This window comes from Luminiphilus syltensis NOR5-1B, from assembly GCF_000158175.1.
GTDB lineage: Bacteria > Pseudomonadota > Gammaproteobacteria > Pseudomonadales > Halieaceae > Luminiphilus > Luminiphilus syltensis.
In genome coordinates, this window is sequence record NZ_DS999411.1 from 2,237,738 (window position 1) to 2,250,651 (window position 12,914).

Below are 12,914 nucleotides of genomic sequence, written 5' to 3' on the forward strand. Positions count from 1 at the left end.
ACACGTTCCGGGACCGGAGGGGTATCAGGGCCCTAACCGCTATTTTTTCGGAACCTCAGGTTATCCATGTCGTTATCGATTGAAAATAGGTTAATAGTAAACAACTTGGATTGTTTTTTAGCTCACGTTGACTGAATCTGTGCCTCGCGGGGTCGATAAATATAACTAACAAAGGAAGCGATACGATGTCTGAACGTCTTCGGGGTTCCATCTGTTTTACAGCACGCAATGGCCTGGTGGCCGCCGTGGCTATGGCCGTTTCAATGCAGGCGAGTGCACAACTTGAGGAAGTTGTGGTGACCGCGCAAAAACGCTCTGAGAGCATGCAGGACGTCCCCATCGCGATGGCGGCCTTCACTTCGGAAAGCATGCAGGACATGGGCATCACCAGCTCTCAGGACTTGCAGGTGGCGGTGCCGGCATTGGTATTTCCAAGCTTGGGCAGTCTTGGCCAGGTCTATTTGCGTGGTGTTGGAACCCGATTCACCCTGAATGGTCTCGACCCCAGCGTTGCCACCTATGTCGGTGAGCGATACTCACCGCGAGGGAGCGGCGCTATTTTCTCTCTCGGCCCCGACGTGGATCGTGTGGAGGTGCTGAAGGGTCCTCAGGGAGTCTTGTTTGGGCGTAACGCCACCGGCGGCGCCATTCGCGTCATCAAAAAAGACGTTACCGATGTGCTGGAAGGGGAATTCCAGGCAAGCGTAGGTAATTACGACTACTACAAGGTTGGCGGCACCGTGAACATCCCGATATCCGATACCTTGGGTATCCGACTCTCCGGACAAACCGAAAAACGCGATGGATTGCGCAAGAACATCGCAGCCGGCCAGATGACCTATCTGGGACCGATCCCGGACCGCCATGACGAACTCGACCGCACTCAGTTCAATGCACATTTGGCGTGGACCCCCACGGATCGTCTTAGTGCCAACTTGTACGTTGATTACTGGACCCAGGACGAACTCCAGGGTTCGACCTACGTGCTCGGACCACCGGAATTGAATCGGGGCATTCTCTTTGGCGGGCTCGTTGAGGGCTTGAGCCACGACACGACCTCTACTGACGCTATCCAGCCCAACGACGGCGATCAAATTGCCAGCGAACTGAATCTACGCTACTCGTTTGACTCGGTGGATTTGGTGTCAGTGACCACCTATGCCGATTTTGACACTCGCTGGAACAGTGAGGGGGATGGTAGCAGCGCGCAGATCTTTGACCCGGCGTCGGCATTCGACGCGTCAAAAACCTATTCTCAAGAACTTCGCCTCGAATCTACCGGTGATGGGCCTTTCTCCTGGACACTGGGTGGCTTTTACTACGATGACGAACACAGTCAGGAATTTATTTTCTGGACGAACGATTTCGCCGTGCTCAATGAGGCCTCCCAGGGCGACCAAACCGTAGACACCACCTCCTGGGCGGCGTTTGGCCACGTGCGCTGGGATATGACCGAACGGCTCGCGGTTACAGCCGGCGTGCGCTACTCCTACGACGAGCGGGATGTTGTCATGCAAGAAACGTCGCGGACACAGTTCGCAAACCGTACGCTTGCCGCACCTATTTTACCGTTTAGTTATAAAGGCGATTGGAGCGAAACTACGCCGCAGTTCACTGTTGAGTACAACTTCGACGAAACCATGGTATATGCCACCTATTCCTCGGGTTACAAAAGCGGTGGCGTCAATTACCCGATATACAGCACCCCCGAGGGCATTGAGCCGGAAATGCTCGATATGTTCGAGATTGGAATGAAGGGTGACTACCTCGATAACACGCTTCGACTAAACGCATCGTTGTTCTACTATGATTACACCGACTTACAGGTCCAGCGCCCCGCATCCTCAGGTGCGGGAACCACGGTTGAAAACGCCGCCGATGCAGAGATCACCGGCCTTGATCTGGATGCCACGTGGGCTCCTACCGCCGATTTCACCCTGCGCGTTGGCTTGAGCGCACTGGACTCCGAATACTCGGATTACACCGCTATTGTTCAGTTCTCCCGGGCCGTACTGGATGGCACCATCAACACCGACAACCCCACACCGGGGGCTGCAGGTCAGGAGGTTGATGTTTCAGGTCGAAGCCTTCTAAAGGCGCCTGAGCTGTCTTATTTTGCAACCGTCAACTACGACTTCCATCTAGGCTCGGGTGTAATTCCGGTCTCTCTGACCTACTCCTACAAAGACGATACCATTTTCGACTTTGGCGACGACCCGGTGTTTGGTCCTTACCTGACCCAGGATGGCTACGGACTGCTGAGCGGGCGTATTTCCTACGAACCTGCCGAGGGCAACTGGTCAGTGGGTGTCTGGGGTCGCAATTTAACGGACGAGGAATACCTCAGCGAAATAGCGGCCAATGCACAGGGCCTACGCGGTGCGCCTGCAGAGCCGCGCACTGTCGGTATTGATGCACGCTATAGCTTCTGAGGTCTAGACAGGGGCAGGGGGGCAAATACCCCTGCCACCCACCACCAAAAATAAAATGAGGTCCTTGTATTTCAGTTTAAAAACTGGAGCTTGACCCCGCAGGTTAAACCTGTGGCCTCTACAAGCAGAGAGTGTGGTATGAAGACATTAAAGAGCAGGTTCGCAGGTAGCCCGGGTGCCGCCCACCTATCATTTGCGCTGGGGATGGCTATGGTGGTCGGGGCAGCGTCTGCGATAGCTGACGATGCCGAAAAGGTGCCTTACTCCCCGCCCCTGAGAGACCACGCTACCCAGCTCCTCTGGGGAGATACGCATTTGCACAGCAGCCGGTCTGCCGATGCCTATACTACTGGTGTACGCATAACCCCAAGCCAGGCTTACGAATTCGCACGGGGTGGCTCTGCGATTGCGGACAACGGCGTACCGCTGAAGCTCAAGCGTCCGCTCGACTTCCTGTTACTTAGCGACCATTCCGATTACCTCGGCATCTACCCCATGCTTGATGCTTCCGATCCTCGACTGAAAAACTGGAAGGTTGGGCAGCGTTGGGCGGCTTATTTACGTGACAACGAGCATGTTAAATTGGGAAGTGAGTTCGCAGCCGCGATACAGCAATCCGACCCGGCCGATGACGTTCCCCTCGAGACCGCCAGGAGCATCTGGTCTGACGTTGCTGCGCTGGCTGATCGTTACAACGATCCGGGTGTTTTTACCGCCCTTATTGGCTATGAGTGGACTTCGATGATAACGGGCGACAACCTGCATCGAGTCATCATGTATCGCGATGGTGCTGAGAAGGCCAGTCAGGTGCTTCCATTCACAGCGAGGGACAGCACTGATCCGGAAGATCTTTGGCGGGCTCTGGAGGAGTATGAGTCGATCACCGGAGGCGAGGTGCTGGCTATTGCCCATAATGGCAACGTTAGCAATGGGCGGATGTTTTCACCCAAGACAGTATCGGGGGATCCTCTTGACGCTGCCTACGCCAAGATGCGCAGCCGCTGGGAGCCGGTTTATGAAGTGACGCAGGTCAAAGGGGATGGCGAGGCGCATCCGATCCTGTCTCCCAGTGATGAATTCGCTGACTTCGAGACGTGGGACCAGGGCAATATAATGCTGAGCGTTGATAAAGAGCCCTGGATGCTCCAGTACGAATACGCGCGCCCGGCGTTAAAAGAAGGTCTGCGTCATGAAGCCGAGCTGGGGACCAACCCGTTCAAGTTTGGGCTTATTGGCAGTACCGATTTCCATACTGGCTTCTCGACGCCCGAGGAAAATAATTTTTTCGGAAAATTCGTTGAAACCAACCCCTCTCCAGATCGCATCAATAACCCGATGGCCGGCCAGCTTCAGGAGGGGTGGAAGTTGGGAGCCTCTGGGCTTGCGGCTGTCTGGGCGAGCGAAAATACACGGGACGCTATTTTTGAAGCCATGAAACGTCGTGAGGTTTATGCCACGACCGGTCCTCGTATACAGGTACGCTTTTTCGGCGGTTGGGATTTCGAGGCTGCAGACATCGACCGGTCTGATTACGTTCGGATTGGTTACGAGGCTGGCGTACCAATGGGCGGGGATCTGATCGGTGGAGAGGGTAACGAGGCGCCGAGCTTTCTCATCGCCGCAAGCCGGGACCCGGATGGAGCAAACCTAGATCGAGTGCAGGTCATCAAGGGTTGGCTGGAGGACAACGGCGAGACCCGTGAGCGTATCTACGATGTTGCTCTGTCTGACGGACGAGAGGTGAATGTCGAAACCGGGCAAGTGCCACCGGTCGGTAACACAGTAAATATGCTCCAGCCGAGCTACAGCAACGCCATCGGTGATCCCGAGCTAGCCACGGTGTGGCGGGACCCGGATTTTGAGCCGGATCAACGCGCCTTTTATTACCTGCGGGTATTGCAGATACCCACGCCTCGATGGACGGCTTATGACGCTGGGTATTTTGACGTCCAGATGCCAGACGGTATTCCCATGGTGGTGCAGGACAGGGCCTATACCTCCCCAATTTGGTACACACCGTAGTATTTAAAAAAACGGACCGGGCAGTGCAGACAACCGATCCGATAACAAACCGTTGGGTAATTCCGGTGGATGTTGAACACTGAAAATGACTCTAATGACCCTGGTAACCTCCTGTATAAGACAGCCACTGGTGCATTTTCTCATCATGGGTGCGTTTCTGTTTGTCTTTTACCTGGCTATCACTGATGACGAGGCCAGTGAAGACGGTCACCGCATCGTTGTCGATGAGCCGACGCTACTCAGATTTCTCCAATACCGTAGCAAGTCCTTCGATCCCAATATGGCGGCGCAAAAACTGTCGGCTCTTAACATGTCGAAGCGCGAGCAACTGCTAATGCAGCTGGTACGGGAAGAGGCGCTTTACCGAGAGGCGGGGCGATTGGGTTTGCACAGAGACGACTATGTAATCAAGCAGCGTATGGTGCAGAAAGTCGAGTACCTTGCTCGGGGATTCGGCGAGGCGGAGCAGTTGATCGATCGGAATGCTGTGGCGACCTACTATGTGGAAAATATAAGCCGTTATGAGGAGCCCTCTATTGCGACCTTCGCACATGTGTTTGTCCGCGGGCTGGATGACAATGCACGGCAGCGAATAAAAGGACTGCAACAAGCGCTCAGTCGTGAGGATATAGCGTTTTCGTCGGCGATGGGGCGTGGCGATCGTTTTGTCTACCACGCCAATTACGTCGAACGTAGCCGGGATATGATTGATTCGCACTTCGGTGAACGCTTCGGCGCCAAGCTCTTCGAAATGTCTCCTGACCAGAAACGATGGCAGGGTCCTGTTGCTTCGGACCACGGCTACCACTTGGTCATGCTCTTTAAGCGAGATCCGGCTAGCGTTCCCAGCCTTGACAGCATTTATCCCCGCGTTGCTGAAGATGCCAGAAGGGTGGCACTTGATCAACAGACTGAGCAGGCATTGACTGATATCGTCAGTAATTATGAAGTCACGTTCGAAGGTCTGCCGTGGGCGGAAACGCTGGCCTGGCAAACGTCAGATAGTGACGCAGGATAGTGATGGCCTTCATACGCGTCTTTCTTATTTTGTACTTCATGCTGATGGCTTCTGTCGCCGTGGGCCACGATGCGCGTCCCATTTATGTTGATATTCGTGAAGTGCAGCAGCACCAATTTGCTGTTCAGTGGAAGGCGCCATCATCCATGCCTGCCTCCGGCCTTCCGACTCTCAGTCTACCTTCTCTCTGTACTCAATCAGGCGCTAGCGTCTCGGGGCGCATCGGTGGTGCCTACACCGTTAGCGCCAGTTACGTCTGCACAGCTGGGCTTGCAGGTCAGCAATTAAGCCTTAAATACCCGGGAAACAATCCGGGGGTTAACACACTATTTCGTATCAGCCTGCTCAACGGTGAGGTCCGCAATCAGATTTTGCAGCCGGGTGAAGAAACGCTGGTGGTTGCCGAGGTGGAAAGTCTTACACGCGTCAGCGCACAATACGCCTGGCTGGGCATTGAGCATATCTTCCTTGGGCTCGATCACCTTCTGTTCGTCCTCTGCCTGGTTTTTATCGCCCGTTCGCCGCGGCGAATCCTCGTTACCATAACCGGCTTCACGGTAGCCCATTCGCTGACACTGGCGCTATCCACGCTTGGCTTTATCCAGCTGCCAATACCAGCGGTGGAAGCTGTCATCGCACTGAGCATCCTGTTCCTGGCTCACGAAATTGCCGTTGCTGACCGAAGTTCCTGGACGTGGCGCTATCCGGTTTTGGTATCCAGCTCCTTTGGTCTTTTGCACGGTTTTGGGTTTGCCGCTGTACTCGGTGATATTGGCTTACCTCAGACTGAGCTACCGGCGGCACTGCTTTTTTTCAATATCGGCGTGGAACTCGGGCAGATTGCATTCATAACATTGCTTATTCTCGGGATTGGCTCTGTCACACTTCTTCTCGGTCGTGCTCATGGTGCACTGCTGAATGGTCGCTACACGGGGCTCGCTGGCACTTATGTGATCGGGACCGTAGCCAGTTTCTGGTTGTTGCAACGCGTCTCGGCATTCTCGACGTGAAAAAACTGACGAGAAAATGAGATTGTTTGTCACCCGCGATGGGTATTTTCAAGAGAATTTTTTCTGGCGAGCTCACGCTTGCCAATGTCGTTTATAAAATCACTGTCTATAGGGATTCCGTAATGGGTAGAGTCGCAGGAAAAGTTGTCATTATCACCGGAGGAGCCTCTGGTCTTGGCGCGGCAGATGCGCGCCTCCTCTCTGGCGAGGGCGCCCGTGTTGTGCTGACGGACGTCGATCGGGAGCGGGGCGAGGCGCTTGCGGCAGAGCTGGAGGGTGCGCTGTTCATTGAGCATGATGTGCGTGATGAGGCCGCCTGGCAGCACGTGATTGCGACAACAGTTGAGCGGCTCGGTGGACTCGATGTGCTGGTCAATAACGCGGGTCTCGTAAAATTTGGCTCGGTTGAAGAAACCACGCTCGAGGAGTATCGGCTGCTTAATTCCGTCATGTCGGAGGGAACCTTTCTCGGTTGCAAATATGCCGTACCTGCAATGGCACAGTCTGGAGGGGGATCGATTATTAATATCTCTTCTGTTGCCGCCCTAAAAGGCGTCGGGGCAATTGTGGCCTATACCGCCGCGAAGGGAGCGATACGTGCAATGACACGTTCTGTGGCGGTGCACTGTCAGGAAAGGAAGTACAATATTCGTTGTAATGTCGTACTGCCCGGAGCCCACGACACACCGATGACTCGAGCTGCGCTGGCTGAACTTCCATCCGAGGAAGAGGGTCTTAATCAGATACAACAGCATGGGCAGGGAAGGCCTGAAGACGTGGCACGCCTGGTGCTTTTCCTGGCGTCCGAGGAGTCATGCCACATTACCGGTTCGGAGCTGGTAATTGATAACGGTGAAACTATGAGGTGACAAACACAGGCTCGATGAGAATTAACTCGCGCCAGTGTCACCACGATTCAACATATGGATATTTCTGGAGGATTTATGAGCAGTCAAAGCACGCATCCACAGACCATGGACGGACGCGATCCGTCTCATCTTCGTGGCGATGCCATCACCGGCGATCGGTACTACTCGAAAGAATTTGCCGAGAAGGAATGGGAGCACCTCTGGACGCGGATCTGGCATATCGCCGGGCGCCTCGCCGATATTCCCGAGCCCGGCGACTACGTCGTTCACAACTTTCTGAAAGAATCTGTTATCGCGGTGCGCCAGGATGATGGCTCGGTGCGCGCGTTCTACAACAGCTGCCGCCACCGCGGTATGCGGCTGGTTCATGACGACAGCTCCACCGAAGAATTCGTTTGCCCCTACCACGGCTGGCGTTACGCCAAGGATGGTCTGCTGGTTCATGCTCAGGACTCGGACGTGGATTTCCCCCAGGGAGATCCCTGCGGAAAACTGCGCCTGAACGAGCTTCGCTGCGACACTTGGGGCGGGTTTGTCTGGTACACGATGGACGACAATGCCCCGACGCTTGCCGACTATCTGGATCCGATGCCCGAAGTCGCCAAGAACTACCCCATGGACACCGCGGTGCGTGTTGCGTGGTATCGGGTGAAGATAAATGCCAACTGGAAGTTCGTTACCGACAATTTCAGCGAGAGCTATCACACCCGCACCGCGCACCCGCAAGTGCCCCCCTGGATAGACCAGGATGTCGATTCCGCGCGCCATGAAATGTGGCCCAAGGGGCACGGTCGCACGGTGCAGCCGATGCACCCCTCCATATCCGACCGGCCAGCCGATGGACGCAATGTAATGTTCGAGGCGGTGTTGCGACAATGGGATATCGACCCCGATAGCTACGACAGCTACGAAGAGTTTGCGTTTCAGGGCTGGAAAGACCTCAAGGCGGCAAAGCAAAAGCTGTGGCGGGAGAAGGGCTATGTGCACTATGAGCATATGAACGATGAGGAGATCACCGACAGTCCCCACACCGTGATCTTCCCCAACGTAACCATCAGTTTTCTGCCTGACAATCTCGTTTTCTTCCGCTCAGAGCCGTGTCCGGACGATCCGGAAAAGTGCTACTTCGACCTGTGGTGCATGGCGTTTCCGGTAGAAGGGCAGACCGAGGTGGAATCCATTATGGCGGGCCCCAAGCCGCTTGAAGAAGTGGCGGTCTGCGAGCATCGGGATTTTGACGGCGGACAGGGAATCCCCGAATTGGCGGGCCAGATCGTCTACCAGGACATGAGCCTCGCCGAGGCGATGCAGGCGGGGATGCACAGCAAAGGCTATACCGACGCCGTGCTCTCAGGGCAGGAAACCCGAGTGCGGTTTTTCCACGAAGTGCTCAACGATTATCTTGAAGGGAGACGCTGAAATGGCCTTTACCGGACCACTGGAAGATCGCCTTGCGATTCGTGAACTGATGAACACCCACGCCCACGGTGTAATGACCAAGGATCCCGAAATCTGGGGTTCCATCTGGGCCGAGGAGGCGCATTGGGAGCTTTTGGAGTACCCGGATCTGGGCGGGTTTGATGGCAAGGACACCATTCTTGGCGCCTGGGTGGAATCGATGAAGGTCTATGGCCTCAATGATATGGCCAAGCCGATGGTGTATTTCATGGAGCCGGGTGCGATTACGGTGGACGGCGATAGGGCAGAAGCTGTCGCCTACACCCATGAGGTGTATCAGCACCCGGAGACGCGCAAGATCGTGCGCTGCACCGGGCGCTATGATGACAAACTGGAAAAACGCGACGGTCAGTGGCTATTCGTTTACCGCGCTTACGGCATTGTGCACGAGCAGATCAGCGACGCCTAGCTAGGGCCTCGCTGGTGCTGATGCAAACGAGGAGGGTGCACAGCATCGAACTCGACAAAACGGATCATCGGGCTGCTGGTCGACTACGGCATTAAGACGAGCGACCCACTCGAGATCAAGGGTCTGGGGCAGAAAGGCGACCTCCGCCCTGTGATGGCTGCTGATTTCATCGTCGTAAAGCGTGCGTTTCATAGTGTGATCACGCTGTAAAGCTGTCGTTACCTGTTATTCGACGTCTATGCGATGGTGCGGGCGTAGTAATGCCGCAGCGTTTCACATGCCGGGGTTTCTCGCCCGCTGGCGTGTTGGTGTCGGCCAGGCGTGCTCGCGTTACAATGGTGTCTCTAACGTCAGCAACCGGAGGTGGCGCAATCCGCAGGTTCAGCATTCGGTTTCTCCCGCGTGTCGAGCGGGGTCCATGGTGCAACGCGCGCAGCCGTTCCGTTTTGACGGCCTTTGGCGCTGTTGTTTTTGGGGCTGCGTTGCTGCTTGCCGCGCTCGACGGCAAGACCGTCAGCGCTCAGCCCGAGCAGCGCAGCGTTTTTCTGCTGACGGTCGCTGACGCCATCACGCCCGCGACAATGGACTATGTGCAGCGCGGCATCGCCTATGCCGAGTCCGAGGGCGCTGAGCTGCTGATCATCGCGCTGGATACCCCGGGCGGCCTCATGGCATCAACCCACGATCTGATTAAGTCGATTCTTGCCTCCAGGGTTCCTGTCGCTACCTACGTCTATCCCTCAGGATCACGAGCTGCCAGCGCCGGTGCATATATCGTCCTCGCCAGCCACGTGGCAGCCATGGCCCCGGCGACACATATTGGTTCGGCCACGCCCGTTCAGATTGGCGGGTTGCCGAGTCTGCCGTCAGATGATGCACCGGTAACCCCTGAGGCTCCGATGGAGCAGGGGGCCGAACCTCAGAACCTCCCGGCCCAGTCGCCTTCTGCAGCGGCGCCATCGGCGATGGAGCGCAAGGTGCTCGAAGATGCGGTGAGCTATATCCGTGAGCTCGCTGCCCGCCACGATCGCAACTCAGACTGGGCCGAACGCGCGGTACGCGATGCCGCAAATCTCGGCGCGCAGGAGGCGCTCGCGCAAAACGTTATTGATCTTGTCGCCGACGATATCGACGAGCTTCTGCAAGCCATCGATGGCAGGGTTGTGCGTATGGCTTACGGAGAGGTGACCCTGACTACCGCCGACTTGGTCGTTCAACGTATGGACCCGGACTGGCGCACGCGTCTGCTGTCGGTGATCACGGATCCGAATATCGCCTACTTCCTGTTGCTGATCGGTTTTTATGGTCTGGTTTTTGAGTTTGCCAATCCCGGGAGCCTGTTTCCAGGCGTTTTCGGTGCAACCTGTCTGTTGCTGGCGCTGTTTGCCTTCCAAATCCTGTCGGTGAATTACGCGGGTCTTGCGCTGATATTTCTCGGTCTGGCGTTCATCGTTGGTGAGGCGTTTATTCCCAGCTTCGGCGTGCTGGGTATTGGCGGGATTGCGGCGTTCGTGGCGGGTTCTGTGATCCTCATGGATGGGACCAATCAGGCCGTTTCACTGCCTGCCGTTGGTGGGGTGGGTGCGATTGGCGCCGGCTTCCTGCTGTGGGTGCTAACCCGACTGACGACGCTGCGGCGTCGCAGGCCTGTTTACGGTGTCGAGCATTTCACCGACGAGTCGGCGACCGCGGAAGACGACTTTGAGCAGGACCAGGGTCGTTTCTTTGGTTTTGTGCATATGAGTGGCGAGCGTTGGCGTGCGGTCAGCGAACGGCCGGTGAGCGCTGGTCAATCGCTTCAGGTACTTGGGGTCACGGGTTTGACGGTGCGGGTAGCACCTGCAGCCAGGAAAACACCCGGAGATGGCTCTAATTCTTAATTATTGAGGAGAACATTATGCCCGTCGATCTGCTTGGAAATATCGCGCCGTACTTTGCGCCAATTGTGGTGCTGGTGCTCATACTGGCATCGTCGATCAAGATCGTGCCCGAGTACCAGCGGGCGGTGGTGTTTTTTCTCGGCCGGTTTCAGGGCGTGAAAGGCCCCGGGCTGATTATTGTCATCCCGGGAGTCCAGCAGATGCAGCGGGTTGATCTTCGGGTTATCACCCTCGACGTTCCCAGTCAGGATGTCATATCTCGTGATAACGTCACCGTCCATGTCAATGCGGTACTGTATTTTCGGGTGATTGACCCGGAGCGCGCAGTGATTCGCGTTGAGGATTTTGGTGTCGCCACCAGCCAACTGGCGCAGACCACCCTGCGCTCGGTACTCGGCAAGCATGATCTCGACGAGATGCTTTCGGAGCGGGACAAGCTGAACAGGGATGTGCAGGAAATTATCGACGCACAAACCGAGGAGTGGGGCATCAAGGTGGCTAACGTTGAGATCAAACAGGTCGATCTTAACGAGTCGATGATTCGCGCCATCGGCCGGCAGGCCGAGGCTGAGCGCGAGCGGCGGGCCAAGGTGATTCACGCAGAAGGGGAACTTCAGGCTTCGCAAAAACTGCTGGAAGCGGCTCAGGTGATGTCCAAGAGTTCGGGCTCAATGCAGCTGCGCTATCTGCAGACCCTCGCGGATATGAGTAATTCCAATTCATCGACGGTGGTTTTTCCGCTGCCCATAGAAATTATGGAGACCTTCAAAAAGATGGCAGCGGTTACCGATTCGCCGACGGATCACGCCCCGGTAAAGCCCGACTGAATCGATCCTGATGCCATGCCGGAGAGGGGGTGGCTGACCTGGCTGACTGTCAAATAAGTACGCCACTAAGAAAACGAGAAGGGTGCTACCGAGGGGTAGTCCGTGTAGTCGGTATCCGATCGGTCAGAGCTTTTGTTATCCGTGAAGCCCGACCAATAGGTGAGTGTGCCGCCCAGCGTCTCGTAGTCGATCTAAAAGGTGCCAAATCGCTGTGTCTGTTCCATTCCTGGAAACGGTTTGCCCGTGGCTGGATCCAGTGAAAAGTCTATCTCTTGCTCGCTTGCATCGAGTTCGCCAATGACGACCCTGCGGGTCGTGTCAGTGCCGGGTACGGGCAGACGATCGTTATAGGTGGATAACTCGGAAGCAGTTTGACTGTATTCCTCGTCGCTCTGCTGGTGGCGCCCATACACTTTCAGGCGCTCAGAGGGGGTCCGCAACAGTTTTCGGGAAACCTAGATCAGTCCAAAAATAGGCCGAAAGTGTCCGGGAAACCTAGATCAGTCCATACCACCTAAAAAAGCGTCCGGATTCATTTAACCACTACGGACTGCCAGAAGTCGATTTCGGCATCGCGAAGCAGCACTTCAAAGCGCATGCGAATTTCGTGGATTCGGTTATACAGCGCCTCGAGTTTGCTGCCCTTATCGACAATTTGTGCGAACTGTAGTGCGGCATCGGCCTCACCGCTGGTGGTCTCAAGTTGATAGCTCAGGTAGGCGGTGACAGCTGTGAGCAACAGTATGGATGCGGCTGCCATAAGCCCCATTAGCGTACGAAATCGGAAGCGCGAGGGCGTATTTTCGGTGCTGGGTGTTGTAGCGCCAGAATTCATCGTACCGTACTTGTACTGATTGGACAGCAGCTACCATCGCACGGTGGTGACGCGGAGTGAGTTGAGATACCGGTGAAAAAAGCTTATCTACCTGAACGCATCGACGAGTTTTAGCTTAAAAAAGCTATAGATTTAAGATTTTTTATACAGCACT

11 protein-coding genes are annotated in these 12,914 nt (G+C 55.7%); 9 read left to right on the top strand and 2 right to left on the bottom strand.

Features of this window, described 5'->3' with window-relative positions; all coding sequences use genetic code 11:
* Positions 1-185: 185 nt before the first annotated feature.
* From NOR51B_RS10095 to NOR51B_RS10135, 9 genes are all read left to right on the top strand, one after another.
* On the top strand, positions 186-2,432 hold the full coding sequence (locus NOR51B_RS10095; RefSeq protein ID WP_009021435.1) for a TonB-dependent receptor: 2,247 nt from the start codon (positions 186-188) through the stop codon (positions 2,430-2,432).
* A 138-nt stretch (positions 2,433-2,570) separates the two neighbouring features.
* Positions 2,571-4,454, top strand: coding sequence for a DUF3604 domain-containing protein (locus NOR51B_RS10100; RefSeq protein WP_230198447.1), 1,884 nt, complete (start codon positions 2,571-2,573; stop codon positions 4,452-4,454).
* 94 nt (positions 4,455-4,548) lie between these two features.
* Positions 4,549-5,472 carry a peptidylprolyl isomerase gene (locus NOR51B_RS10105; protein ID WP_009019281.1) on the top strand — a complete coding sequence of 308 codons (924 nt, stop codon included), beginning with the start codon at positions 4,549-4,551 and terminating at the stop codon, positions 5,470-5,472.
* A gap of 2 nt (positions 5,473-5,474) precedes the next feature.
* Positions 5,475-6,482: a HupE/UreJ family protein gene (locus NOR51B_RS10110; RefSeq protein WP_009019763.1), complete on the top strand. Its 1,008-nt coding sequence runs from the start codon at positions 5,475-5,477 to the stop codon at positions 6,480-6,482.
* 122 nt (positions 6,483-6,604) lie between these two features.
* Positions 6,605-7,351 (top strand): SDR family oxidoreductase, encoded by a 747-nt coding sequence (locus NOR51B_RS10115; protein WP_040482535.1) that lies wholly within the window; start codon positions 6,605-6,607, stop codon positions 7,349-7,351.
* A gap of 75 nt (positions 7,352-7,426) precedes the next feature.
* Positions 7,427-8,770, top strand: a complete 1,344-nt coding sequence (locus NOR51B_RS10120; RefSeq protein WP_040482011.1) for an aromatic ring-hydroxylating oxygenase subunit alpha — start codon at positions 7,427-7,429, stop codon at positions 8,768-8,770.
* Position 8,771: 1 nt separating this feature from the next.
* Positions 8,772-9,218, top strand: a complete 447-nt coding sequence (locus NOR51B_RS10125; protein WP_009018978.1) for a nuclear transport factor 2 family protein — start codon at positions 8,772-8,774, stop codon at positions 9,216-9,218.
* Positions 9,219-9,700: 482 nt separating this feature from the next.
* Positions 9,701-11,098, top strand: a complete 1,398-nt coding sequence (locus NOR51B_RS10130) for an NfeD family protein (protein WP_230198448.1) — start codon at positions 9,701-9,703, stop codon at positions 11,096-11,098.
* A 17-nt stretch (positions 11,099-11,115) separates the two neighbouring features.
* A complete protein-coding gene (locus NOR51B_RS10135) occupies positions 11,116-11,925 on the top strand; it encodes a slipin family protein (protein WP_009019533.1) in 810 nt (269 codons plus the stop codon).
* A gap of 191 nt (positions 11,926-12,116) precedes the next feature.
* On the opposite strand, the gene NOR51B_RS10140 is transcribed toward NOR51B_RS10135, so the two are convergent.
* Complete coding sequence (locus NOR51B_RS10140) at positions 12,117-12,365, bottom strand: hypothetical protein (protein ID WP_154647658.1); 249 nt, start codon at positions 12,363-12,365, stop codon at positions 12,117-12,119.
* Positions 12,366-12,457: 92 nt separating this feature from the next.
* Positions 12,458-12,760: a hypothetical protein gene (locus NOR51B_RS10145; protein WP_154647659.1), complete on the bottom strand. Its 303-nt coding sequence runs from the start codon at positions 12,758-12,760 to the stop codon at positions 12,458-12,460.
* Positions 12,761-12,914: the final 154 nt, after the last annotated feature.

Bases quoted from the DNA above. Each gene is read 5' to 3' on its own strand.
- NOR51B_RS10135 (WP_009019533.1), top strand. From the start codon at position 11,116: ATGCCCGTCGATCTGCTTGGAAATATCGCGCCGTACTTTGCGCCAATT.
- NOR51B_RS10125 (WP_009018978.1), top strand. From the start codon at position 8,772: ATGGCCTTTACCGGACCACTGGAAGATCGCCTTGCGATTCGTGAACTG.
- NOR51B_RS10105 (WP_009019281.1), top strand. From the start codon at position 4,549: ATGACCCTGGTAACCTCCTGTATAAGACAGCCACTGGTGCATTTTCTC.
- NOR51B_RS10120 (WP_040482011.1), top strand. From the start codon at position 7,427: ATGAGCAGTCAAAGCACGCATCCACAGACCATGGACGGACGCGATCCG.
- NOR51B_RS10095 (WP_009021435.1), top strand. From the start codon at position 186: ATGTCTGAACGTCTTCGGGGTTCCATCTGTTTTACAGCACGCAATGGC.
- NOR51B_RS10100 (WP_230198447.1), top strand. From the start codon at position 2,571: ATGAAGACATTAAAGAGCAGGTTCGCAGGTAGCCCGGGTGCCGCCCAC.
- NOR51B_RS10115 (WP_040482535.1), top strand. From the start codon at position 6,605: ATGGGTAGAGTCGCAGGAAAAGTTGTCATTATCACCGGAGGAGCCTCT.
- NOR51B_RS10110 (WP_009019763.1), top strand. From the start codon at position 5,475: ATGGCCTTCATACGCGTCTTTCTTATTTTGTACTTCATGCTGATGGCT.
- NOR51B_RS10145 (WP_154647659.1), bottom strand. From the start codon at position 12,760: ATGAATTCTGGCGCTACAACACCCAGCACCGAAAATACGCCCTCGCGC.